Source organism: Testudinibacter sp. TW-1, from assembly GCF_050613185.1.
Lineage (GTDB): Bacteria > Pseudomonadota > Gammaproteobacteria > Enterobacterales > Pasteurellaceae > Chelonobacter.
The window spans coordinates 2,500,436-2,525,744 of the sequence record NZ_CP192511.1 but is presented as its reverse complement, the minus strand read 5'-3'; the positions used below and the strand labels follow the sequence as shown (position 1 = coordinate 2,525,744).

Genomic DNA, 25,309 nt, shown 5'->3' with positions numbered 1-25,309 from the left:
GTAAAAATAAAGTGTAAGGGTTAGATTTTATTTTGGGGATATCTAACAAATTTGTCACTGTTTTTGCTATCACTTTTGTAATTCCCCCTAAAATAGCACAATTTCATAGTAGAATATTTACAATAAATCTGGAGAAAAACACCGTTTTTAGGGTTAGAGACGGTGTTCTTTTATTCAAGAATAATTATTTCATAAGACAAAAGACTCATAATAATCAAGAATTTCGCTTAAATTTCACTATCAAGTTTTTCATTAATCGTATTCATATATGCCTGTAAGTTAATAGCAGGCACTGTTCCGATTGCTTGTTGCAAATAACGAGTTAATTGCATAAAGAAAGTGATTAATGAATTTTCGGGCTGACTAAATACTAATGATTGAAAAGTTCGATTCTGATAATAATCACGAATGCGTTTTCCAAAATCTTTTTTCTCATTGGTATCTTCTTCCCCTTGATATTGCACAAAGAAACTACCATAATCCACAATACAGCCCAAATCAATCCTCTCTAAATCAGCTAAAGATTTGATATGATTCTCAATGGTATTATTATTATTATGTGTGAAGGAATTGGTGGTGGTTAAAATCCCACCAATGATTTTTGTTAGTGGGCGGGCAGGTAACTTTTGCCCAGAATTAATCATGGATGTTGATGTACGATCTAATTTTCTGACACTGGCAATTTTTTGACCTGCATACTGAATATAATTAGTATTATTAACATTTCCCTGAATATCAGGTTTAACTTCAAAAACAGCATAAACCCCTTCAGCTGGAATGTATTTAAAGCCATTTTGATTAAAAATAAATGGTGTAAACCAATTATCATAAATGACAATATCAATTTGGTCGCTGGTATTTCCGTGATAATCAATCACGATTGCTTTATCTACACTATAACGATTTGGCAAATAATTTTGTAACCATTCAATCCAAGCATTTTCTAAGGCATCGCCTTTTGATCCTGGATGATGGATAAATTCACGATTGGTATTTAATTGGCTTTGCATTTGTCCTTGCATACCACGAAACAAGGCTGATAAATCAACATCACTCATAAACAACTAACCTATCTTCATCAAAAATAAAAAAATTAAAATCTAATAATTTATTACTAGAAATACTCAAAATAAGTAGCACGGGATTATGGAGCTGAACTGTATTACAAGAAACAATATTATTCATCGCTTGTAAATCCGTTAAACTATACCACGCTGATGCATTGGGATGGCTATGCCATTCACCTATATAATATAACCCAGTTTCTTGAAATATTTTTTCAAAATTATGAATTTTTATATTTAATTCACGCCTAAATTCCACAGGCGAGCTGACGTATTTATCAACCAATAAAAAATATTTGATATGCAACCTAGTAAAATCATTAGAGTAATAACCTAAAAGAAACCCACCATATTCACTTGGATAATGATGAATTGCTATTTTTGCCATTTGCTCAACGATTTGACGGTCAAAATCTAATTGAAGGTTTTTGTATTTTTTAACAATCATTAAAACCTCTCAACCTTTAAATTGAGATTATCATCATATTGAATAGTAAAATGTTGATAATTATTCTCTTGAATCATTAGGTTAATTGTTCTTAATGATAACTGAACCATAATGGCAATATCATTATAGGATGCTTTAAAAGTTGGATTCCAACAACCAATAGGATTATATAAATCCAAAACGTCATTCTTCAAAATTTTATCAAACTGATGTCTAATAAATTGGTAATGATTGGGTGAAATGCCACAAGTCAACACTTTTGCATGATTTGTTATGGATAAATTAAATATAGTGCTGGTTAAATTTAGCTTATCTGTAATATACATTAAATCATCATCAGTGGAGCAATCAAAAATATAATCAAATTCTGAAAGTTGCTTTGATAAATGATTAATATCTTCTGATGGAATATCAAATTTAATACATTCTGTTGCAAAATGACGAATAGAACTCACCTCAACAAAAGGAGAGATGCTCCATAAAATACCTGCTAATTCATCTGTTTTATTGGTATAAGGTGGCACAAAATTATATTCTGAACGACAAATGTTTTCTGGTTCTTTAATATCATAATCAGCAATAGTAATATTTGGACAACCGCCTCTAACAAGAGTCTTTGCGACTTGACTTCCAATTGCTCCCAATCCAATAATAAGCACTTTTTTATTGGTTAGATTTGGATGAAACGCACCTCGCCCAAAGAAGTAATTATAAGATGAATTTTTTGAAATAACCCAGCTTATTTGCTTATCGCAAAGTTCATACATGCCATTTTTATTTTTAAAAAATGGGTCTTTTAAATCAATTATGGCAACTTGCCAATGAATATTTTGATTTTTTGTATAGTATCCAATAAAAATAGGTATGTATTCTTGTTTAATGGTGCAAGTAATTTTCCAAATCTCACTTAACATTTCTTGGTTAAATATGGATTTAAACTCTTGCCAATTTGAAAATGAAAACCTGTCATAGATTGAGGGTTTATCTTCAATAAAGATATAAATTCCCGATAAGTCAGTTTTCTTATCTGAGTAAAACGACGACCATTGGCAATTTTTTTGGGTAAAATTATGTGTAAAAGATTGCACTAAATAATTATGCATATCCTTATCTTGATATTTTGATGTTGTTAAGTAAGTATTGGTAACAATGCCAATCTCATTTTGAGAAAATAACTTATCAGTATCAGTATCAGTATCAGTATCAGTATCAGTAAATTGAAATGAGAAATATACTCCATTATAAGTATGATTTGCTGTAATTAGATGTTCATAATGCTCATCTTTTTCTTGGTTAATAACATATTTAATAATCCATTGTTTGATGGCTTGAAAATCCTGATGTAATTTTTTTTGAAAAATGATGCAATGCTGATTATGAAAACAAATAGCATTATTTGACATTACATGGCTAAATTTTTTATATTCATCATCTTTTAAGTAAAAACAAATAGATTCACAATCATCAATTTTTAATGGGTAGGCTGGATAGATAATGACATTAAAATCAATTGGTTTGTCTAATCCTTCAAAATCAAAAGTAATATCAAAATTTACCCGCTCTTTTGAAAATGAAAGAGCAGATAAATTCTCAATGTATGGAATAGACTGAATAGCTTGCTCTAATTCAATTTGAGAAAATTTCATATCAACCAAATCTTTGTGAAACTGGAGGTGTTGAAACTAAAACTGAACTTTTAAGACTATAAGCCTTATTTTCACTCTTATTATCTTCGGTAAATTTTTCATTTAATGGAAGATAAAACTCTATTTGTTTCTCATTTAATTCTATTTGTGCCAATATGGATTCTAATCTACGAACGAGTACACTTTTTTCTCCGCTATCTAAGGATAATGCTAAATCATTATTGCTATTTCCAGGATCTTTGAGTGTAAACCTCTCGCTTTGAATATTATCAATAATATAATTTAAAACGGTTTTAAATTGTTCCCATAAACTACCCTGCGGAGATAATTTTTCATAAGCTTTAATCACCAATAATTCAATAAAAAAAGACTTGTATTTGTATTGATGACAAACTTTCCAAATTTTTAGCAAGCGAATGACTTTTCTTTCATTTTCTTTGGCTTTAATATGTTCAATTTGAGCGTGGATATTGGTTTTAAGATAACCATCATTTTGTGTTTTATGTAGATTTAAATCCTTATATTCTGGAAAAGACTCTTGGCTAGTCTCTCTTGCAGGAACAACATCAATATTAATTTCATCTTCTTCATCAAAAGTTAAACCAATAGAAACCCCTTGTTTTTTCACGGTAGTTTCATCTTTATACTTTTCTGTTAGTTTTTCCAAAACATCTTCAAACATTTCTTCTAATGTTGAAAAAGCATTGCGTTTAAATGGTGCAACCAAATCCAAATCAAATTTGGTATTGATGGCTGTGTGTTTTTTATACGAGCCAGAATTAAATGGTTCATAAATTTTACTACCATATTGTTCATTTAAAAATTGCTTAATCTCATTTCGTTTCGTGCGATATGTTTTTATTAGCTCTTCAACATGTTTCATTCTGTAACTTTCCAGCACAGAGTTTAAGTAATCACTTTTATAGTCAGCCATAGTTAATTCTCATGAAATTTTCAGTACATAACAAATTATTTTGGGGAATGATGAACTCAAAATAATTTTTTTACTATATTGGGCCGTGCCTATGGAATTTCAAGCCTTAACTGATAATAAAGGATGGTTTTGATTAAAATATAATCTTAAATTATGCCCACCCATAAAAACTCTCAATTTTCCCAAATAGCTCAAATCCCTTATGATATCCTTTATTTACAATCTTAACCAAAACCATTAAGGACAACCCCAGGGCAACCGCGAACTTTGTCTAATAATCAACCAATAACACCAAACATCGGCTCTGACCTGAATTCATCTGACCAGCCCGCTGCTTTCAGCTTCATCCGCATACTCATTTTAGCCGGGTGAAGCCGCGATAAATTCAACGCAAAACGGCGCAATATCGCCATATTCTCCGCACCGTCATCCTTGCTTATCACACAAGCATCTTCCCGATAGACCATATCCAGCACCCAGTGCGCCTTATTCTCCACTTCCCAATGACCGCGAATACTGTATGATAATTGCTCCGCACTTGTCTTTAAGCTACTGATATAAAATGCCCTTTCCTCTTGTAGCTGACCGCTCTTTTTATCTTCCCGCCGCCGTTCAACACACACCACCGATTGAATCCCTGCCCACTGCGCCGATTCCGACAGCCAATCACTCACCGGCAATTGGCGGTAAGTCCGTTCGTCAATCCGGCTGCGTTCACAGTTGACCTCTTGGTAAACTTCAATCAAATCAGGCGTCTCACGCTCGATTTTATGAAAGTAGGCTTCGGCTTCTCGCGGAATAAACGATGGTTACGTTTTAACGCCATCACATAATGTCCTTTTTTTTCAATGATTTTCTCCGCAATTTTCTTTTGTGTGTTAATTGCATCGACTGAAATCACGGCATTTTTTAAGATTAACGCATCCAGTACCGCCAATACCCCCTGCTGCTCATTTTTCCAACCTGGCGACTTTTGTTGGGTCAAAATCAACCCCCAGGTTTTACTCCAAACGGTAATGCTGTGCAGCGCATGCTGCGTTTTCTCATCGATGCCGTGACGCAGCGTTTTGCCGTCAATCGCAATCTGCTCAACGCCTTGTGCCGCGCGGATTTCATTTACGAAATGAATAAAAATATCATTAAGTTGCACCGGAGAAAGACGACGAACGATACGCGCAATGGTATCATCGACCGGGATGCCGCGCTCAAAAGGTAAATATTGACGCAACCACGCCAAATGATATTCCCCGAACCATTTAATGTCCGTCCAACCTTCCGCTCCGGAAATGACGGCGCTCATGGTCAGAAAAATGATTTCAAGAAAAGGATATTTTTGGTTGATATCTTTACGCGGGTCTTCCAATTGACCGAAAAAGCGGAATAAGTCCATGACGTTACCTTGTATTTTAAAGTATTAAAGGCTTATTAGATCATATTTTGAGGAAAAGTGCGATCTTGCCCTGAGGACAACCCCTAATGGTTTGATTTATTTAATCCACAATAAAACTCTCAATGGCAATCGTCGTTATCTGAGGCTTAATCACCTCAACCTTGTTGAGCCTATTGTTCGTGCTTGTGGTTTAAATGGACGACCTACGAGAATGGTGAGCCCCGAAATTAGCCAAATTGATGTCAGGTAACACTGAAGGATAGAATTCCAAGAAGATAAGGATAATCTTTTTGAAAAATACCGTTTGAAATTTAGATTTCAAACGGTATATCTTTTACCGATGCTGGCGATTAACTGCAATAAGTGGTTTATTTAGCTTCTCTTCCGTCACCCCATTCATATATGCATTATACTGCCATACAATGAATTGTTGCTTGTATCGCTCATTGATTTCTTCCAAGCGTTCTACCTGAGCTTTCAAATTTTTTGTAGATAATCCATAGTCACATTTGGTATAGGATTAGCTTTTACGCTTTCTTTTATTCTTTGTTTTCGTCTAGTAAAGGCTTTTTGAATATCTGAATAATTTGCTAGAGACTGTCTTTCGATACTTTTAATATTCAGTAGTTCTGATACTTTATTACAAAGTAAATCCCATGTTAATTTTCCTTCCCAGGTATTAATTAATAAGATGATATCTTCTAAATTTTCTTCTGTAATAAGAATTTTGGGCATATTATAACTCCATTAATCTGTATAAATCATCATCTAATTTAGATGCTTCTTGTTTTTGTATACCTATATCCATTCCTTTCTCTAGCAAAGCTAATTTAGCAGGGGAAGGATCATATTCATCCGGCATTCGTAATAACGAACCATTTGGGATAGCCTTATTTTCTAAGAACTTAATTTTAGTTTTTATGTGTGTTAGTCTCCATCCCAAATTACTTATCCAACGATCTGCACCAAAAACACCTATTTTATGGTGTTCTTTAGCTTTATTAAATTGTTCAGTTATCTGGGTTTCTCGTTGCTTTAATATTTCCAAAGAGGATTCTAAACCCTTAATACAAACAAGCTCTTTACATGTTTCACAATCACCATGACGAGAACATGGAGACATCGCATAATCGTGTTCGCAAATGCCTATTTCTGTTACCGTTGCGATTCCAATTCTATCTTTTCCTAGGTCTTCATAGGTAACAGGAAGATTCAAATGAATTTTATCTAAGATTGAAATATCCTCAGGAATGAGTAAATCTCTAGCTGATTCACTTTTTTCTTCTTCTGTTCTGTGATCATAAGCTTTGTTATCTGCAACTCTTGCTCGCCCTGCCCAATTAGCTAAAGTTAACTCATCCATTCCACCTCGTTCAGCTTTTGTACTTAGCCAATGCCTTGCATTGTGTGATAGTAATCTTATAAATTCTCCTTTGGATGTACCTATACAATGCTTTTCCCATAACGATGTTTTAGGGTGAGTTTCAGATTGGTAATTTCATCTTATGACTAGAGATAAATGATTCACTTACTATCTCAAGTAATTTTTTGTATTGAAAATCTATAACGTTTAATAAGATTAAATATAGGTCTTCGGTTATTACTAATTTTTTAAATGTAGTTCTAAATAATCCACCTCTTTTTTTTGCACTAGGAATATTTAAATAGTAGTTCCATGTTCCTTGCGACATTTCTTTTTTTAGGTCTTCAAATTTTAAATGGCGTATTTGAATAGGTCTTCTAGCTGTAGCTTGTAGTAAGTGAATATATGCATATGCTTCAAATGAAATAAGATCTTCTTTCCAAAGTCTAGAGAGTTCAGCCATTAAAGCCAAAACTTCATTTTCAGTAAATGCTCCTGTATAAGGGCATCTCATTAATACCGATTTACCTTTATCATTTCCACTCAAAGTAAAACTTTCTAGCAGCGATACAACAGATTTATCAACTCCATAATAACCATATTCATGCCATGATAGTAAAAAACCTTTTAACGCTCCTAAATACCATTCATGATCTTTTCCTAATTTATTTTTCCAATTCAATATTATTGATACATTGATGTTCTTTAGATTAGTTGAAGTTACTAATCATTGAAACTGTTGATACATGTGAGATACATGATAACTTGAGTATTTTTCGGCATATATCGCTAATGTTTTTTGAATCCTTCTAATGTTTTTTTATTTATATTTAATATTGGCTGAGAAAAATTGATTGTTTTATCTTTACTTATATTCCAAGAGTTTTCATTTTCATCAAATGTATATCCATCTCTTGACTGTCTAAGAATTTTACTATGACTCATAAGTGTCAACCTTTTTATGAAACTCAGTTTGTAGTTCTAATAAGATTTTATTAGCTTTTTCTCGAATATAACGTTGATTGTAAACATTTCCAGATTTCTCTGACGTATGTCCCATAAGATGCTGCCTCATTTTTGCTTCTTTTTCAGGTGAAATAAAATCTTTATGAGAAGAATCATTATTTATATTTTGGTTATTTTTATCTATTTTTCGTGAAAAATCTAAGTTCCATTCATGACGAAAAATATGTGGATGAATTATAGAGAACTTAGAATCTACTTTTTTCATTGTTGGTACAATAATATTATCAAAGGAACTTGTATTAATTGGGCCTCCTTGAGTTTTTCCTTTTCGATGAGTTACAAATAAATATGGATGTTTATTAGCGTTAGGAATTTTAGAACGATGGTTCATAATATAGTCATCGATAAGCTGAGCTATCTTTTGTGAGATTGGTAAACGTCTTTCTTTAGTCTTAGTGACCGACTGTATCTTCCTTGTATCAGATTTATCATCATATGTTCGTCTAATTATAATTGAGGATTTAGTTGTTCCTATATCAATAGATGGAATTTGAATTGATAATAGTTCTCCCCTTCTAATTCCTAACTCTTTTAGTAAGGTGAACATTAAATGGTTTCTTTTTCTAATTCCGATATCTTTAAATGGATTATTGTGATTAGAAAAAACCGCAATAGACATAAATTCATCTAATAGTCCATCAGGTAACTCACTTTCTGGTTTTATAGATAATGTTTTATGATTTTTAGGTCTTGACTCTTTAATTAACGTAATTAGTTTCGTCAAATTTTCGATATATCCGTTAGATACACTAATTACTTTAGATAGAAATAATATGTATTCTGAAAGTGTTGTTAGTTTATTATATTGATGACTAAGAGATACAGAAGAATAAATATCAATAAATTGAGTTCTACCTTTCATTAACACACTTTTTTTGTATTGATTACATTTTTTTGCTTTTTTACATTTATTCTCATATGTCGAATAAGAGATTCTAACTGGTTTTCGGTTAATAGTATTTCTCTATGAATTAGATCACTAATAACAAGATTATTCTGTTTTTCCCAATTCATTATCCATTGTATAGCTCCTAGCTTATTTCTAATGGTGTTTACTGCGGATTGATTGCGTAGTTCCACAGTTACCCATAGAGTTGAATAAAAATCAGGAATACCAGTTTTCTCATTAACTAATAGAGGAAAACGTTCTCCATTCGAAAAAAGGGTTGTTTCTAACTTATACATAAATGATTAAATTTTACAAAAAAATATATATAAATACTATTAAATAAAATGAAACGCGTCAAACACAAATGTAAAAAAAAGAGAAACCTTGTCTAGTAAGGTTTCTCTTAGGGTTTTATAATTTATTTTTACAGAATTTATGTATATGGAATTCAAAACGGAATATCATCGTCAAAATCAATCGGCGGCTCTGGCTGCGACGTCGGTTTTTGTGCCGGGGCAGGGCGGGAAGCCGGAGCGGCGTAAGATTGTTGTTGTGGGGCACTTTGTTGTGGCGAATAGCCGCCGCTTTGTTGTGGCACATAACCGCCTTGTTGTGCGCGATCACCGCGCGAATCCAACATTTGCAGGCTGTCGCCTTGGATCTCGGTGGTGTAGCGGTCTTGTCCGTTTTGATCCTGCCATTTGCGCGTTCTCAATCTGCCTTCGACATAGACTTTGCTGCCTTTGTGCAGATATTCGCCGGCAATTTCGGCTAAACGGCGGTACAACACAATGCGGTGCCATTCGGTTACTTCGCGCATTTCGCCGGTATTTTTATCACGCCAAGATTCGCTGGTTGCCACGCTGATATTCGCAACCGCTTCGCCGTTCGGCATGGTACGGATTTCCGGTTCGTTACCTAAGTTGCCAACAATAATCACTTTATTTACGCCTGCCATAGTATCCTCTTCTTTTTATAGCTGGTTAGAATACGGTATATATTGCCTGAAAATCGCAAAAAAATCACCTTTTAAAATAAAAAAGATACTGGATATTTACACAGTTTTTTTATTTGTGCGATAATCGTTCCAATTTTACAAAACAATCGAGATAAATTTATGGACAAGATTGAGGTGCGCGGGGCGCGTACTCATAATTTAAAGAATATTGATTTGACCATTCCGCGCGATAAATTGGTGGTGATCACCGGTTTGTCGGGTTCGGGCAAGTCGTCGTTGGCATTTGACACCTTATATGCCGAAGGGCAACGGCGTTACGTCGAATCGTTGTCGGCTTATGCGCGCCAGTTTTTATCGTTGATGGAAAAGCCCGACGTCGATCATATCGAAGGGCTGTCGCCGGCGATTTCGATTGAGCAGAAATCGACCTCGCATAATCCGCGTTCGACCGTCGGCACGATTACCGAAATTTATGACTACCTGCGTTTGTTGTTCGCCCGTGTCGGCGAGCCGCGCTGTCCGACCCACGATGTGCCGTTGGCAGCGCAGACCATCAGCCAAATGGTGGATAAAGTATTGGAGTTGCCGGAAGGCTGCCGCATGATGTTGCTTGCGCCGGTGGTGAAAGAACGCAAAGGCGAACACGTGAAGCTGTTGGAAAATATTGCGGCACAAGGTTTTATCCGCGCGCGGATCGACGGCGAAATTTGCGATTTGTCTGATCCGCCGGCGTTGGAATTGCAAAAGAAACATACGATTGAAGTGGTGATTGATCGCTTCAAAGTGCGGTCAGATTTGGCAAGCCGTTTGGCGGAATCGTTTGAAACCGCACTTGAGCTGTCGGGCGGTACGGTGGTGGTGGCGCCAATGGCGGAAGAAGAGAATCAGATCGAAGAATTGTTGTTTTCTTCGAATTTTGCTTGTCCGCATTGCGGTTATTCGGTGGCGGAATTGGAGCCTCGCCTGTTTTCGTTCAATAATCCGGCAGGGGCGTGTCCGACCTGCGACGGCTTGGGCGTGCAGCAATATTTTGATGAAAGCCTAGTGATCCAAAATCCGTCTATTTCACTGGCAAACGGTGCGATTAAAGGTTGGGATCGCCGTAATTTTTACTATTTCCAAATGCTGTCGTCGCTCGCCAAACATTACCAATTCGATATCCAACAACCGTTTGAAGCACTGTCGCCGGCGATCCGCGAAGTGATTTTAAACGGTTCCGGCGACGAGGAAATCGAGTTTCAATATGTCAATGATCGCGGCGATATCACCTTGCGCCGTCATCCGTTTGAAGGCATTTTGAACAATATGGCGCGCCGTTACAAAGAGACCGAATCGACGGCGGTGCGTGAAGAATTGGCGAAAAATATCAGCAATCGTCCTTGCCAAGCCTGCGGCGGCTCACGCTTGCGCACCGAAGCGCGCCATGTGTTTATCGAGCAATTTAATTTGCCGAATGTGGCGGAGCGCAGTATCGGCAATGCGTTGAATTTCTTTGAAAATCTGCAATTGCATGGGCAACGGGCGCAAATTGCGGAAAAAATTTTGAAAGAGATCAAAGAGCGGTTGTCGTTTTTGGTCAATGTCGGTTTGAATTATCTCTCGCTGTCGCGTTCGGCGGAAACCCTGTCGGGCGGCGAAGCGCAGCGGATTCGCCTTGCCAGTCAAATCGGCGCAGGCTTGGTCGGCGTGATGTATGTGTTGGACGAACCGTCCATCGGCTTGCACCAACGCGATAACGAACGTTTGCTGAAAACCTTGATCCATTTGCGCGATTTGGGCAACACCGTGATCGTGGTCGAACATGACGAAGACGCAATTATGGCAGCCGATCATATTATCGACATCGGGCCGGGCGCAGGCGTGCACGGCGGCGAAATTGTCGCCAGCGGTACGGCACGGCAGTTAATGCAAAACCAAGCCTCGCTCACCGGCAAATATCTGTCCGGTGCGGAGAAAATTGAGATTCCGAAAAAGCGCACCAAAGTCAACAAAGAAAAATGGCTCAGTCTGAAAGGCGCGAGCGGTAACAACCTGAAAAATGTTAATTTGGATATTCCGGTCGGCTTGTTCACCTGTATTACCGGCGTATCCGGTTCGGGCAAATCGACGTTGATTAACGATACCCTGTTCCCATTGGCGCAGAACGCCTTGAACCGTGCCGACAATACCCATGTCGCACCGTATAAAAGCATTGACGGTTTGGGGCATTTCGACAAAGTGATCGACATCGATCAAAGCCCGATCGGGCGCACGCCGCGTTCCAATCCGGCGACGTATACCGGGTTGTTCACCCCGATTCGCGAGCTGTTTGCCGGCGTGCCGGAAGCGCGTGCGCGCGGTTATAATCCGGGACGGTTTAGTTTTAACGTGCGTGGCGGACGTTGCGAAGCCTGTCAGGGCGACGGCGTGATTAAAGTGGAAATGCACTTTTTGCCGGATGTGTATGTGCCGTGCGATCACTGTAAAGGCAAGCGTTACAATCGCGAAACCCTTGAAATTCGCTACAAAGGCAAAACCATTCATCAGATTTTAGAGATGACGGTGGAAGAGGGCTTGGAGTTTTTCGCCGCCGTGCCGATGATTGCGCGCAAACTGCAAACCTTAATGGACGTGGGCTTATCCTATATCCGTTTGGGGCAATCTTCGACCACGTTATCCGGCGGGGAGGCGCAGCGGGTTAAATTGGCAACCGAGTTGTCAAAACGCGATACCGGCAAAACCCTGTATATTCTGGACGAACCGACCACCGGCTTGCATTTTGCCGATATCAAACAGTTGTTGGGGGTATTACATCGCTTGCGCGATCAAGGCAATACCATTGTGGTGATCGAACATAATCTGGATGTGATCAAAACCGCCGATTGGATTATCGATCTCGGGCCGGAAGGGGGGGACGGCGGCGGTCAGATTATCGCTCAAGGCACACCGGAGCAGTTGGTCAAAAACGAAGAATCGCATACCGCAAGATTTTTAAAACCGATTTTGGCTAAAAAATAACGCAAAGTGCGGTTGGCGCACAGGCGGATAAATCCGATCCGCCTGTGATTAGGTTGAATTTTACGTTGTGAAAAGGTCTGCTTTTTGGTACATTTAGCACAATTTTTTCGCCCGTCATTTTATATTAATCGCGGCTCAACTTTTTCTCAAATCGGAATTACTATGTTTAAAAAAATTCGTGGTCTATTTTCCAATGACCTCTCCATTGATCTCGGCACGGCTAACACCTTAATTTATGTCAAAGGACAAGGCATTGTCTTAGATGAACCTTCGGTTGTGGCGATTCGTCAAGATCGCGTCGGCTCCCTAAAAAGCATTGCTGCCGTCGGGCGCGAAGCCAAAATGATGTTGGGACGCACCCCGAAAAGTATCGCCGCGATTCGCCCGATGAAAGACGGCGTGATTGCCGACTTTTTTGTAACCGAAAAAATGTTGCAATACTTTATCAAACAGGTGCACCGCAATAATTTTATGCGTCCGAGCCCGCGGGTGTTGGTGTGTGTGCCGGCCGGGGCTACTCAAGTAGAGCGTCGCGCGATTAAAGAATCGGCAATCGGCGCCGGGGCGCGCGAAGTGTATTTAATCGAAGAGCCGATGGCGGCGGCAATCGGTGCGAAATTGCCGGTTTCAACCGCAACCGGTTCAATGGTGATTGATATCGGCGGCGGTACCACCGAAGTGGCGGTGATCTCTCTGAACGGTGTGGTTTATTCGTCTTCGGTACGTATCGGTGGCGACCGTTTTGATGAAGCGATTATTGCTTATGTACGCCGCACGTTCGGTTCTTCCATCGGCGAAGCGACGGCGGAGCGGATTAAACAAGAGATCGGTACCGCATTTATCGAAAATGATGACGAAGTGAAAGAAATTGAAGTTCACGGTCATAATTTGGCAGAAGGTGCGCCGCGCAGTTTCAAATTGACTTCACGCGATGTGTTGGAAGCAATCCAACAACCGTTAAGCGGCATTGTGACGGCGGTGCGTACCGCACTTGAGTCTTGCCCGCCGGAATTGGCGGCGGACATTTTCGAACGCGGCATGGTCTTGACCGGCGGCGGCGCCTTGATGCCGAATATTGATACCTTGCTGTCGCGCGAATCGGGCGTGCCGGTCATCGTGGCGGAAGATCCATTGACGTGCGTCGCACGTGGCGGCGGGGAAGCATTGGATATGATCGATATGCATGGTGGCGATATTTTTAGCGACGACTAATTGCTCGTTGGTTTGAAATACAGGCTTTATTTTTCACAAGTGCGGTTTTGGCGGTCAGCTTAAAACCGCAACTTTTTTAAGCGTAAAGGCATGAAACCAATTTTTTCTAAAGCTCCGCCTTTAGGAATTCGTTTAATTTTAGCGATTATCGCATCGGTGTTATTAATGATCGGTGACGGGCGCACGAGCGGCATGATCCAGCTGCGTAGCCTGATGGAAACCTCAATCAGCGGCATTTTCTATTTCGCCAATATTCCGCGTACCGTGTTGGACGGCGTATCGGATAATCTGGCGGACACCTCCAAGTTACAAATCGAAAATCGGGTCTTGAAAGAACAATTACGTGAAAAAAATGCCGATTTGTTGATTCTCGACCAGTTGAAAGTGGAAAACCAGCGTTTGCGTTTACTGCTCAATTCGCCGTTGCGTTACGATGAATACAAAAAAATTGCCGAAGTGTTGACTACCGAAACGGATATTTACCGTCAGCAAGTGGTGATTAATCAGGGCAGCCGCGACGGCGTTTATGTCGGGCAACCGATTATTGATGAAAAAGGCGTGGTCGGGCAAGTGACCTCGGTTGGCGCCACTACTAGCCGGGTGTTGTTGATCACCGATGTGACCCATTCGATTCCGCTACAAGTATTGCGCAATGATGTGCGCTTAATTGCCAGTGGTACCGGGCGCGGTGACGAATTGCAGTTGGATAATGTACCGCACTCGGTTGATATTGTGAAAGGCGATCTGTTGGTGACGTCCGGTTTGGGCGGACGTTTTCCGGAAGGTTATCCGGTCGCGATTGTCGATTCGGTTTCTACCGATAAACAAAATTATTTTGCGGTGATCACCGCCAAACCGTTAGCTTCGCTCGAACGGTTGCGTTATTTATTGTTATTGTGGCCGGTTAACGACGAACTGCACCGGGCGCAATCACTCTCGCCGGAGGATGTGCGTAATGCCGTACGTCAGCGCCTATCGACCCGCCAAGACGATTTGATGGCGCCGGACGAACTGAATAAAAATGTAAAAGAACCGATCAATCCGAATCAGGCGGAGGAAAACTCCGGACAAGCGGAGGAGTTGGCGCCGGCGGATGCCAATCAGCAACAGCAGGATGCGTTAACGACCGAGGGGAGCCAATAATGCGCAGTAATTGGATTTTTCAGTTTTTAATGATCATTTGCACTTTTTTAGTGGCGTTGGTGATGGAAATAACACCGTGGTCGGCACAATTTCAAGGATATCGCCCTTCTTGGCTGATCTTGGTATTGTTATATTGGGTGTTGGCGATTCCCAATCGAATCAGTATCGGTTGGGCGTTTGTCATCGGCTTGCTGTGGGATTTGAGTTTAGGTTCGATTCTCGGCGTGCACGCATTGGTACTCTCGGTGTTTGCCTATCTCATTGCGTCCAATCACCTCATTCTGCGTAATCTCTCATTGTGGTTACAAAGTATTTTAGTGGTGGTCGCCGTTGTGATAATCCACATCGTGATTTTTCTAATCGAGTTGTTTATGCACAGCGCCCACTTTAACCCGCAAGAATTGATTGGCGCGGCGATCAGCGGAATTTTATGGCCGTGGGTCTTTTTGCTGTTGCGAACTTTGCGGCGTAAATTTCATTTGCGTTAACAGCCGATATGGAATGATTATTGTTGCATAGATGAAAGAAAAAAATTGGCGTTGAAAAATGATATAAAGCCCCTGTTGATGGGGTTTTGGCGTTTTTAGGCATAGTAAAAAATGGCATAGCAGACAAAATTGTTGGTAAAAAGCGGGCTAACGCCTCATACCTAACCATCCAGGGGAAGGGTGTTGTGGCGGAACAATGATAGACACGTTGCTTGATGGAAAGCGAATTTGGGCTGAGAAGAATATAAGCGCAAATTAATCTGACAGCCCGCTGTTTTAAACGGGGAACTGTCAGATTAGGTTTGATCTTCTACAAATCAAGTAACAGGTATTATTTCGAGGTTTGTTTCTCGCGAATTTCCGCCAGTGTTTTGCAGTCGATGCATAAATCGGCGGTTGGACGCGCCTCTAAACGGCGGATACCGATTTCAACGCCGCAAGATTCGCAATAACCGAAATCATCGGTTTCCAATTTAACCAAGGTGTGATCGATTTTTTTCAGTAATTTACGCTCGCGATCACGGTTTCTCAGCACCAAACTGAATTCTTCTTCCTGTGTCGCGCGGTCTGCCGGATCAGGGAAGTTAGCGGCTTCGTCTTGCATTTGCGCGACGGTTTTGCCGGCTTCATTGACAATTTGTTCACGCCATGCGGTCAGGATTTTTTTGAAATGCTCGATTTGCTTTTCATTCATATATTCCTCACCGTCTTGCTCCTGATAAGCATCGACACCAGCCAAAGATAACAGACTCAAAGATGTTTTTGGAGCTACTGCACTCATGATGTTCTCCCCAGAGGATAATTTCAAACGGTGATAAACAACGTGAAAATTACCCATTTATTTAGTCGAAAATTAGAAGAAATTTACAATGATTAAAATTTCATGCCTTTTTAAAGGCGATATAAATAGCAGATGTTAATTCTTTTGGCAAATAAAAAGCGGGTTGCAGCGGTATGATTTTTAGTCATTCGGATAAAGCCATTAAAAAACAAGTGGTTAAAAAAGTAAATAAAATCTATGTTTTGCGATCCAGATCGCAAAAATAATCTAAGCTACTATTCTAGTTGGCTTTTGTTATTTCACACTGTTTTTCTGTGAACCTGTGGAAATGACTAAATTAATGAAATTATCGTATCTTGCCGTCTGTTGGTTGTTAAGTCTGTGTCAACTCTTTTTTATTCCGGCGGCTTGGCTTGCGGATTATCCGCTGCTGTTTATCGCGGCATTGGGTTTGTTGTTGCCGGCATGGCTGCGTCGATATTATCGCTACCGCACTTACTTTTGGTTTGGGGGCTGTCTGCTGTTTTTCGCCGGTTATCAGCAGCATTATCTGAATGAGGTTTTGCGGCAGGGGGAAAAAATCGCGCAACTACAACACACCGCGCTGGAAAATCAGGTGAAAATTATCGGCTTGCGCCAATTGTCGCCCAATTTGCAGCTGGTGGCGGAGGTGGATTTGACGGCGTATCAGTTAGGCAAGCAGAAAGTGCATTTGAATTGGCAAGCCGAACAATCCCCGCAATTAGGCGACATTTGGCGAGTGCGCTTGACGTTGCGTCCGCTCAGCTCACGTTTGAATGAAGGCGGGTTTAACCGCCAGCGCTGGTTATTGTCGCAATCGGTGTTTGCTTCGGCGACGGTGAAACAGGCGGCGTTAATCCGTAGCGAAGCAAATTGGCGGCAACGTTTGCTGGCGCGCACGATTGAACAAACGGAACATTTGCCTTATCAAGGCGTGATGTTGGCGTTGGCATTCGGTGAACGGGCGTGGCTGAACAGTGAGGATTGGCAGTTATTCCGTGAAAGCGGCACGGCGCACTTGATTGCGATTTCCGGCTTGCATATCGGGTTGGTGGCGGGATTGGTGTGGGGCATGGCGCGGATACTGCAATATATTGCGATACGCCTATTTGCAACCCCAAGTGCGGTTTCGCACCGCCTGCCGCACTTGTTTGCGTTAAGCGCGGCGGTTTTTTATGCCTATTTAGCGGATTTTTTGCTTCCGACCGAACGCGCGTTGTGGGCGTATGCGTTTTGGTTGTTGTTGATTTTTAGCCGCATTTATTTGCCGCCGTGGAAATTATTACTCTTCGTGGTGGCTTGGTTGAGCTGGCTCGATCCCTTGAGCGTACTGAATGAAAGTTTTTGGCTCTCTTGCGGCGCTGTGTTGATCTTGTGTTTTTATTACGCCTTTTTTCCGTTAAGCAATATGCAATGGCGCGGGCGCGGGTTGCGGCAATTCGTACCAAGTGCGGTCTATTGGTTGTTGGGCTTAGTGCATTTGCAACTCGGCTTATTGCTGTTGTTTACCCCGCTGCAAATTTTCATTTTTCATGCCATGCCGTTAGGTGCATTGTGGAGCAATCTGCTGCTGGTGCCGATTTTCAGTCTTGTGTTAGTCCCGCTGATTTTATTGGCGTTATGCTTGAATTTCTTTTTTAATGCGGTTTGGTTGTGGCAAATCGTCGATATTGTTTTGCAGCGGAGTTTACACCTCTTGGCGCAGTTGCCGAATGCTTACCTAACGCTATCCAATCAGCAACAACAGCTAATATTATCCGTTTGTTTTGGCGTGGTATTCTGTTTGCTGTTTCATCGTTACCGCACTTTGGATTTTTCCGTGCTAAAAACGCCCAATCAGGCGGCATTTCGCCGCGCGTTATACTTAAGCGGCGGTGCGGCGGTGATAACCGTAAGCCTGTTGCTGTTCAAGCCACTCAGCCAAGCGGACTGGCGCTTGGAAATGCTGGATGTCGGGCAGGGCTTGGCGATGTTGTTGGTGAGTGATGATCAAGCGACGCTGTTTGATACCGGGCAAGCGTGGCAGGGCGGCAGTATGGCGGAAACGGAAATTTTGCCTTATTTGCGGCGGCAAGGCTTGAATTTGCAGCAAATTATCGTCAGCCACGACGACAACGATCATGCCGGCGGTGTGCCCGCGCTGCTTAATGCTTTTCCAAATGCGCTGTTGATCCAAGCCTCAACGAAAGATTATGGCGCGCAGCGGCGGCGGTTTTGTCATCAGGGCGTTCGCTGGCAATGGCAAGGGTTTGAATTTGAAGCGCTGGCGCCGATGGCAACGGTTGTAACCGCGAAAAATCAGGATTCGTGTGTGTTACTGGTCGGGCGTGATCAACTGCGGTTTGTATTAAGCGGCGATATTGCGGTCGAGACCGAAAAAAGATTGGCGGCACAAATCGGCAAAATCGATTGGTTGCAAGTGGCACACCATGGCAGTAACAGTTCGAGCAGTTGGTTATGGCTGGCTAAACTGCAACCGAAAATAGCCCTGATTTCCAGTGGATTGCATAATCGATGGCGTTTGCCGCATTCGGCGGTATTGGCGCGTTTGCAACAGATGAAAAGTGCGGTTTACAACACCGCACTTGACGGGCAAATCAGGATAACGGTGCAAAACGGACGCTGGCAAATTCACACCGTCCGCAACCGCCTTGTGCCATGGTATCAGATAATTATTGGCTTAGACAAAGAAATACAGTTAGAATAAGCCAATTTTACGCTCGATAATCTCAAACCGGAGCGATAACAATGTATTGGAATCCGTGAAAATGGAAGATAAAGACTTTTCTACCGCCAAAACCTTCAAACGCCTATGGCCGATGATCCTGCCGTTTAAATCGGGCTTGATCGCCGCCGCTATCGCCTTGATTATTAACGCCTTAACTGACGCCGCCTTGATTTCGATGTTGAAACCGTTGCTGGATGACGGCTTCGGCAAAGCCGATACCGATTTCCTGAAATGGATGGCGGTGTTTGTAGTGGTGCTGATTTTCTTCCGCGGGTTGAGTAATTTCATTTCCACTTATTGTTTGGCGTGGGTATCGGGCAAGGTGATTATGACCATGCGCCGCCGCTTGTTCAAACACATGATGTATATGCCGGTCAGCTTTTTCGATAATAATTCTTCCGGCAAGTTGCTGTCGCGTATTACCTATGATTCGGAGCAAGTTGCGTCATCTTCCTCCGGCGCCTTGGTCACGATTGTGCGTGAGGGGGCTTATTTACTCTCGCTGTTAGGCGTGATGATTTACACCAGTTGGCAATTGTCGGTGGTGCTGTTTATTATCGGTCCGATGATTGCGGTGCTGATCCGTGTGGTCTCGAAACACTTCCGCCGCTTGAGCAAAAATATGCAGACTTCGATGGGGGAATTGACCTCTTCCGCCGAGCAAATGCTGAAAGGGCATAAGGTGGTGCTGTCGTTCGGCGGGCAAAAAGTAGAGGAAGATCGCTTTAACCATGTCAGCAACGATATGCGTCGCAAAGGCATGAAAATGATGATGGCATCGGCGATTTCCGATCCGGTGGTGCAACTGATCGCCTCGTTTGCGCTGGCAATCGTGCTGTATTTGGCAACCGTGCCGAGCATTATGAGCCAGAATCTGACCGCCGGTTCGTTTACCGTGGTGTTTTCTTCGATGTTGGCGATGATGCGTCCGCTAAAATCGCTGACCAATGTTAATGCGCAATTTCAACGCGGTATGGCAGCGTGTCAAACGTTGTTTTCCATTATGGATTTACCGACCGAAAAAGATCAGGGCAGTTTGGAAAAAGAGAAAGTGGACGGCAATGTCAGCTTCAAGCATGTTTCTTTCCATTATCAGGGCAAAGAGCAGAATGTATTGCAGAACGTCTCGTTTGAGGTGAAAGCGGGCAGCACCGTGGCGCTGGTCGGGCGTTCCGGTTCGGGCAAATCGACGATTGCCAATTTATTAACCCGTTTTTATGATATTGAACAAGGCGAAATTCTGCTTGACGGGCACAATATTAAAGAATATAGCCTTGCCAATTTGCGCACACATTGCGCGCTGGTGTCGCAGCAGGTGCATTTGTTTAATGACACCGTCGCCAATAATATCGCCTATGCCGCCGCCGAAAAATATAGCCGTGAGCAGATTATCGAGGCGGCAAAAGCGGCGCACGCGTTGGAGTTTATTGAAAGCCTGCCGCAAGGCATGGATACCGAAATCGGCGAAAACGGGGTGATGTTATCCGGCGGACAGCGCCAGCGCTTGGCGATTGCGCGCGCCCTATTGCGCAATGCGACGGTGTTGATTTTGGATGAAGCGACTTCGGCGTTGGATACCGAATCCGAACGTGCCATTCAGGCGGCAATTGACGGTTTGCGCCATAATCGCACCATTATTGTGATTGCCCACCGTTTATCGACGATTGAGAATGCCGATGAAATTTTGGTGGTTGATCACGGGCAAGTGATTGAGCGCGGCAGTCATCAACAATTGTTGGCGGCGGGTAAGGCTTATGCCCAACTGCATAAATTGCAATTTAGTCAATAAGCGAAAAATCACCGCAAAACACAAAAATCAGAAAATAGAGGCGTGGATATGAATTTTTGGTACCAAAAAGATCGCTGGGCGCGTATGTCTGCGTGGTTGCTTGCGCCGTTGTCATTGTTGTTTTGGGGCATTACCGCACTTCGTCGCACAGCGTATCGTACCGGCATTTTTAAATCCTGGAAAGCGCCGGTGCCGGTGGTGGTGATTGGTAATTTGTCGGTCGGCGGCAACGGCAAAACGCCGTTTACCATTTGGTTGGCGCGGCAATTGCAGCGGCAAGGTTTGAAAGTCGGCGTGGTTTCCCGAGGCTATGTGCCGGGCAATAATGAAGTCAAAAATTATCCGCAACTGGTCAATCCCAACTCCAATCCGGCGGAAGTCGGCGATGAGCCGGTGCTGATGGCGCGGCGTAGTGGCGCAAAGATCGCGGTTTCCCCCAACCGCCGCCGGAGTATCGAATTATTGCATAAAGCTTATCATATCGATGTGATTTTGAGCGATGACGGCTTGCAGCATTATGCGTTGCAACGCGATGTCGAAGTGGTGATTGTCGACGGAGAACGGCGTTTCGGTAACGGTTTTTTGATGCCTGCCGGACCGTTGCGCGAATTACCGAGCCGCTTGAAACAAGCTGATGCGGTGGTGTGCAATGGCGCGGCGGCACAGGCACAGGAAATCCAAATGCGCTTACGGGCCAACGTGGCGGTCAATTTGCTGACGCAAGAAGAACGCCGGCTAAGCGATTTTATCGGACAACCGCTTGTTGCCATGGCGGCAATTGGCAATCCGCAACGTTTCTTTAATATGCTGAATAGCTTGGGCTTGAATGTGGTGAAACAGAAAGCGTTTGTCGATCATGCCAAGTTGTCGCCAGAAAAGCTCAACAACTTAACCAAAGCAGAGCAGAGCTTGTTTATGACCGAGAAAGACGCAGTGAAATGCCATAAATTTGCGCGCGAAAACTGGTGGTATGTGCCGGTGGAAGCCGAACTGGAGCCGACAATCAATACAATCGTAGCGAAGATTATGCAAGAGGTGAAAGGTGAATAATAAAATGTTACAGGTGCTTGCCTGTCCGCGCTGTCATGCCAAATTACAGTATGACAAACAACAGCAGCGCTTAATTTGCGAATTTGAAAAATTGGCCTATCCGATTGAAAACGGGATTCCGGTGTTGCTGCCGGAAAGCGGCGTTGCCATAGAACCGGAGAAGGAATAAGCAATATGACTAAATTTAGTGTGATTATCCCGGCGCGTTATGCCTCCTCCCGCTTGCCGGGCAAACCGCTTGCCGATATTGCCGGCAAACCGATGATCCGACATGTATGGCAACAAGCGCAAAAATCCGGTGCCGAGCGAATTATTATTGCCACCGATCATGCCGAAGTGGCGGCGGTTGCGCGTAGTTTCGGGGCGGAGGTGTGCATGACGTCGGAAAAACACAATTCCGGCACCGAGCGTTTAGCCGAAGTGGTGGCAAAGTGCGGTTTGGCGGCAGATGAGATTATTGTCAATGTGCAAGGCGACGAGCCGTTGATTCCACCGGCGATTATCCGCCAAGTGGCAGAAAATTTAGCCGACAATCCGGTGAAAATGGCAACCCTCGCGGTCAAGATTGACGACGCGGAAGAGCTGTTTAATCCGAATGTGGTCAAAGTGCTGACCGATCAAAACGGCTTTGTATTATATTTCTCGCGCGCCGTGATTCCGTGGGATCGCGATCAATTTGCCGCGTTGAACAAAGGCGAGATCAGCAAAGCCGAGCTGAATTTGGCAAAAAGCAGCTATTTGCGCCATATCGGGCTGTATGCTTATCGTGCCGGATTTATTCGGCAATATATCGAGTGGCAGCCGACCGCACTTGAGCAGATTGAATCGTTAGAGCAACTGCGCGTGTTGTGGTACGGCGAAAAAATTCATCTGGCGTTGGCAAATGAAGTACCGGCGGTCGGCGTGGATACGTTTGAGGATCTGGAAAAGGTTCGTCAAATTTTAAGTAAGTAATTAGGGAAAAAATTATGTTAGACAAAATCTTAGGTTCAGTGGTTTCCGGTGTGTTAGGCGGCGAAGCCGGCAAACAAGGGCAGGCAATGGCGGTTATCAATGAGCTGTTGGTTTCACAAGGCGGCATTCAAGGCATTCTAGCCAAATTCCAGCAAGGCGGATTGGACGATCTGCTGCAATCTTGGTTGGGAACCGGGGAAAACAAACGCATTTCTCCGACCCAAATCGAAGATGTGTTCGGCAAACAAGAGTTGCAGCAAGCGGCACAACAAGCCGGGGTGAAAGACGAAGCGGAAGCCTCGGATTTGCTGTCGCAATTTCTGCCGCAAATCGTGGACAAACTCAGTCCGAACGGTGCGTTGGATAAAAATGCCGATAACGATTTGTTGTCAAAAGGCATTCAATCGGTATTGAATAACTTTTTGAAATAGCCGATTTCCCTTCCTCCGCCTGCAGAGGGAGGGAAAATTTGATTTAATATAAAACGCACCCTATGTTTGACGCCAAACGCTTTCTTGCCGAAGTTACCACCGAGCCCGGTGTGTATCGCATGTATGATGATGACAACGAAATCATCTATGTCGGCAAAGCCAAAGATCTGAAAAAACGCCTTTCCAGTTATTTTCGTAAAAATCTCACCAGTAAAAAAACCGAAGCGTTGGTGGCACAAATCGCCCAGATTGACGTGACTGTGACTCACTCGGAAACCGAAGCGCTGCTGCTCGAACATAACTACATCAAAAAATACCAACCGAAATATAACGTACTGCTGCGCGACGACAAATCCTATCCGTTTATTTTGCTGACCAAAGAACGCCACCCGCGTTTGACCGCCTTTCGCGGCAGCCACAAAATCGCCGGCGAGTATTTCGGGCCTTATCCCAATGCCGGCGCGGTGCGGGAAACCTTATCATTACTGCAAAAACTGTTTCCGGTGCGCCAATGTGAAGACACCACCTACCGCAACCGTTCGCGTCCTTGTCTGCAATACCAAATCGGGCGCTGTTCCGCGCCTTGCGTCAGCGGCTATGTCAGCGATGAAGACTACAACCAACAAGTCGATTATGTGCGTCTGTTCCTGCAAGGCAAAGATCAACAGGTGACGCAACATCTGGTGGCGCAAATGGAACGGGCGAGCGTACAACTGGATTTTGAAAAAGCCGCACTATATCGCGACCAAATCCAAGCGGTGCGTACGGTGACGGAAAAACAATTTGTCTCCAACCAAAATACCGACGATCTGGACATTATCGCAATTGCCTATCAGCATGGGATTGCCTGTATCCATGTGCTGTTTATCCGCCAAGGCAAGGTGCTGGGCAGCCGCAGTTATTTCCCGAAAATTCCGAGCCATACCGCACTTGATGAGGTCAGCGAAACGTTTTTCGGACAGTTTTATTTGCAAGGTGCACAAGGGCGCAGTATTCCGAAAAAAATTATCACCAATCGCCAATTGGAGCAAAAAAGCGCACTTGAAACCTTGCTTAGCCGGCAAGCCGGGTTTCAGATCACGATTCAGGATAACGCCAGAGGCAAACAATCGAAATTTTTACACTTGGCGCAAATGAACGCCGACATTGCACTGACCGATCAGCTCAAACAGCGCGGACGGATCAAAGAACGTTACCAAGCATTATGCGAGCGGTTAGGGCTGCGTGAAATCAAACGCATGGAGTGTTTCGATATCAGTCACACCATGGGCGAACAGACCGTGGCGTCGTGCGTGGTGTTCAATCAAGACGGACCTTATAAAGCGGATTACCGTCGTTTTAATATCAGCGGCATAACGCCGGGCGACGACTACGCCGCAATGGAAAAAGCGTTACTCAAACGCTATAACAAACCGTTAGAGCCGGAAAAAATTCCCGATATTATCTTTATCGACGGCGGCAAAGGGCAGTTGAATCGTGCATTGGAGGTATTCGCCAATCTGAACGTGGAATGGGATAAAACCCGACCACTGTTGATTGGTGTCGCCAAAGGCGTGGAGCGCAAAGCCGGCTTGGAAACACTGATTATCAGCAGACAAGATCGCGAATTACATCTGCCGACCGACAGCTTGGCATTGCATTTAATCCAACATATCCGCGACGAATCCCACCGCCATGCCATTGGCGGACATCGTAAAAAACGGCAAAAAGCCTTCGCCCAAAGTGGTTTGGAATCGATCGCAGGTATCGGCAGCAAACGCCGCCAAGCATTGTTGAAATACTTCGGCGGTATGCAAGGCGTAAAAACCGCCAGTATCGAAGAACTGGCAACCGTGCCGGGTATTTCGCGCAAAATGGCGGAAGTGGTGTTTGCCAGTTTGCGGGAGTAGATTGTCCGGTTAAAAATAGGTTATCACGGCATGATTTTTTTATTTGCTTTGTTTATTAGGTGTTAATAAATTCAGTCGGGTTACTTAAATGAAGTGTTTTCCCTTTAC

At 43.0% G+C, this 25,309-nt stretch carries 21 protein-coding genes and 2 pseudogenes; 11 read left to right on the top strand and 12 right to left on the bottom strand.

The features are described from left to right. Positions 1-227 precede the first annotated feature (227 nt). The 11 genes and pseudogenes from ACQ31U_RS12100 to ssb form a co-directional block, all read right to left on the bottom strand. Positions 228-1,058: a DUF6602 domain-containing protein gene (locus ACQ31U_RS12100; RefSeq protein ID WP_431052423.1), complete on the bottom strand. Its 831-nt coding sequence runs from the start codon at positions 1,056-1,058 to the stop codon at positions 228-230. Then, positions 1,051-1,512: a Mov34/MPN/PAD-1 family protein gene (locus ACQ31U_RS12095; RefSeq protein WP_431052421.1), complete on the bottom strand. Its 462-nt coding sequence runs from the start codon at positions 1,510-1,512 to the stop codon at positions 1,051-1,053. The genes ACQ31U_RS12100 and ACQ31U_RS12095 overlap by 8 nt, the downstream gene beginning before the upstream one ends. After that, positions 1,512-3,158 (bottom strand): ThiF family adenylyltransferase, encoded by a 1,647-nt coding sequence (locus tag ACQ31U_RS12090; protein ID WP_431052419.1) that lies wholly within the window; start codon positions 3,156-3,158, stop codon positions 1,512-1,514. Before ACQ31U_RS12090 ends, ACQ31U_RS12095 begins: the two co-directional genes overlap by 1 nt. A gap of 1 nt (position 3,159) precedes the next feature. Beyond that, entirely contained in the window at positions 3,160-4,092 is a 933-nt protein-coding gene (locus tag ACQ31U_RS12085) for an SMODS domain-containing nucleotidyltransferase (RefSeq protein ID WP_431052417.1), read from the bottom strand. A 278-nt stretch (positions 4,093-4,370) separates the two neighbouring features. Then, positions 4,371-5,482, bottom strand: a pseudogene (locus ACQ31U_RS12080) (ISAs1 family transposase). Positions 5,483-5,816: 334 nt separating this feature from the next. Further along, a pseudogene (locus ACQ31U_RS12075) lies at positions 5,817-6,217 on the bottom strand (hypothetical protein). A gap of 1 nt (position 6,218) precedes the next feature. Beyond that, entirely contained in the window at positions 6,219-6,845 is a 627-nt protein-coding gene (locus tag ACQ31U_RS12070; RefSeq protein WP_431052415.1) for a hypothetical protein, read from the bottom strand. Positions 6,846-6,966: 121 nt separating this feature from the next. Next, positions 6,967-7,527, bottom strand: coding sequence for a hypothetical protein (locus tag ACQ31U_RS12065; protein WP_431052414.1), 561 nt, complete (start codon positions 7,525-7,527; stop codon positions 6,967-6,969). Positions 7,528-7,634: 107 nt separating this feature from the next. Further along, positions 7,635-7,790: a hypothetical protein gene (locus ACQ31U_RS12060; protein WP_431052412.1), complete on the bottom strand. Its 156-nt coding sequence runs from the start codon at positions 7,788-7,790 to the stop codon at positions 7,635-7,637. Next, positions 7,780-8,733: a site-specific integrase gene (locus tag ACQ31U_RS12055; RefSeq protein ID WP_431052410.1), complete on the bottom strand. Its 954-nt coding sequence runs from the start codon at positions 8,731-8,733 to the stop codon at positions 7,780-7,782. The genes ACQ31U_RS12060 and ACQ31U_RS12055 overlap by 11 nt, the downstream gene beginning before the upstream one ends. A 475-nt stretch (positions 8,734-9,208) precedes the next feature. Further along, positions 9,209-9,718: a single-stranded DNA-binding protein gene (gene ssb / locus ACQ31U_RS12050; RefSeq protein WP_431052408.1), complete on the bottom strand. Its 510-nt coding sequence runs from the start codon at positions 9,716-9,718 to the stop codon at positions 9,209-9,211. A 159-nt stretch (positions 9,719-9,877) separates the two neighbouring features. On the opposite strand from ssb, the gene uvrA reads away from it, so the two are divergent. The 4 genes from uvrA (at position 9,878) to mreD (ending at position 15,558) form a co-directional block, all read left to right on the top strand. Continuing rightward, the gene (uvrA, locus tag ACQ31U_RS12045) at positions 9,878-12,715 is read left to right on the top strand and encodes an excinuclease ABC subunit UvrA (protein WP_431052407.1); all 2,838 of its coding nucleotides are present in this window, start codon (positions 9,878-9,880) and stop codon (positions 12,713-12,715) included. 162 nt (positions 12,716-12,877) lie between these two features. Beyond that, complete coding sequence (locus ACQ31U_RS12040) at positions 12,878-13,927, top strand: rod shape-determining protein (RefSeq protein ID WP_167549955.1); 1,050 nt, start codon at positions 12,878-12,880, stop codon at positions 13,925-13,927. Between the two features lie 90 nt (positions 13,928-14,017). Continuing rightward, positions 14,018-15,070, top strand: a complete 1,053-nt coding sequence (mreC, locus tag ACQ31U_RS12035) for a rod shape-determining protein MreC (protein ID WP_431052405.1) — start codon at positions 14,018-14,020, stop codon at positions 15,068-15,070. Next, positions 15,070-15,558 carry a rod shape-determining protein MreD gene (gene mreD / locus ACQ31U_RS12030; protein WP_431052403.1) on the top strand — a complete coding sequence of 163 codons (489 nt, stop codon included), beginning with the start codon at positions 15,070-15,072 and terminating at the stop codon, positions 15,556-15,558. Before mreC ends, mreD begins: the two co-directional genes overlap by 1 nt. Before the next feature lie 331 nt (positions 15,559-15,889). On the opposite strand, the gene dksA is transcribed toward mreD, so the two are convergent. Continuing rightward, positions 15,890-16,339, bottom strand: coding sequence for an RNA polymerase-binding protein DksA (dksA, locus tag ACQ31U_RS12025; RefSeq protein WP_431052401.1), 450 nt, complete (start codon positions 16,337-16,339; stop codon positions 15,890-15,892). A gap of 340 nt (positions 16,340-16,679) precedes the next feature. Between dksA and ACQ31U_RS12020 the strand changes: the two genes are divergently transcribed. The 7 genes from ACQ31U_RS12020 to uvrC all read left to right on the top strand — a co-directional run bounded on the left by ACQ31U_RS12020 (position 16,680) and on the right by uvrC (position 25,201). Then, the gene (locus ACQ31U_RS12020) at positions 16,680-19,067 is read left to right on the top strand and encodes a DNA internalization-related competence protein ComEC/Rec2 (protein WP_431052400.1); all 2,388 of its coding nucleotides are present in this window, start codon (positions 16,680-16,682) and stop codon (positions 19,065-19,067) included. 61 nt (positions 19,068-19,128) lie between these two features. Next, on the top strand, positions 19,129-20,877 hold the full coding sequence (gene msbA / locus ACQ31U_RS12015; protein WP_431052398.1) for a lipid A ABC transporter ATP-binding protein/permease MsbA: 1,749 nt from the start codon (positions 19,129-19,131) through the stop codon (positions 20,875-20,877). A 48-nt stretch (positions 20,878-20,925) separates the two neighbouring features. After that, entirely contained in the window at positions 20,926-21,927 is a 1,002-nt protein-coding gene (gene lpxK, locus ACQ31U_RS12010; RefSeq protein WP_431052396.1) for a tetraacyldisaccharide 4'-kinase, read from the top strand. Next, positions 21,920-22,096, top strand: a complete 177-nt coding sequence (locus ACQ31U_RS12005; protein ID WP_431052394.1) for a Trm112 family protein — start codon at positions 21,920-21,922, stop codon at positions 22,094-22,096. Before lpxK ends, ACQ31U_RS12005 begins: the two co-directional genes overlap by 8 nt. A 5-nt stretch (positions 22,097-22,101) precedes the next feature. Continuing rightward, positions 22,102-22,881: a 3-deoxy-manno-octulosonate cytidylyltransferase gene (kdsB, locus tag ACQ31U_RS12000; protein ID WP_431052392.1), complete on the top strand. Its 780-nt coding sequence runs from the start codon at positions 22,102-22,104 to the stop codon at positions 22,879-22,881. 14 nt (positions 22,882-22,895) lie between these two features. Continuing rightward, the gene (locus ACQ31U_RS11995; protein ID WP_431052390.1) at positions 22,896-23,312 is read left to right on the top strand and encodes a YidB family protein; all 417 of its coding nucleotides are present in this window, start codon (positions 22,896-22,898) and stop codon (positions 23,310-23,312) included. 62 nt (positions 23,313-23,374) lie between these two features. Beyond that, positions 23,375-25,201, top strand: a complete 1,827-nt coding sequence (gene uvrC / locus ACQ31U_RS11990) for an excinuclease ABC subunit UvrC (RefSeq protein WP_431052388.1) — start codon at positions 23,375-23,377, stop codon at positions 25,199-25,201. The last annotated feature ends 108 nt before the right edge of the window (positions 25,202-25,309 follow it).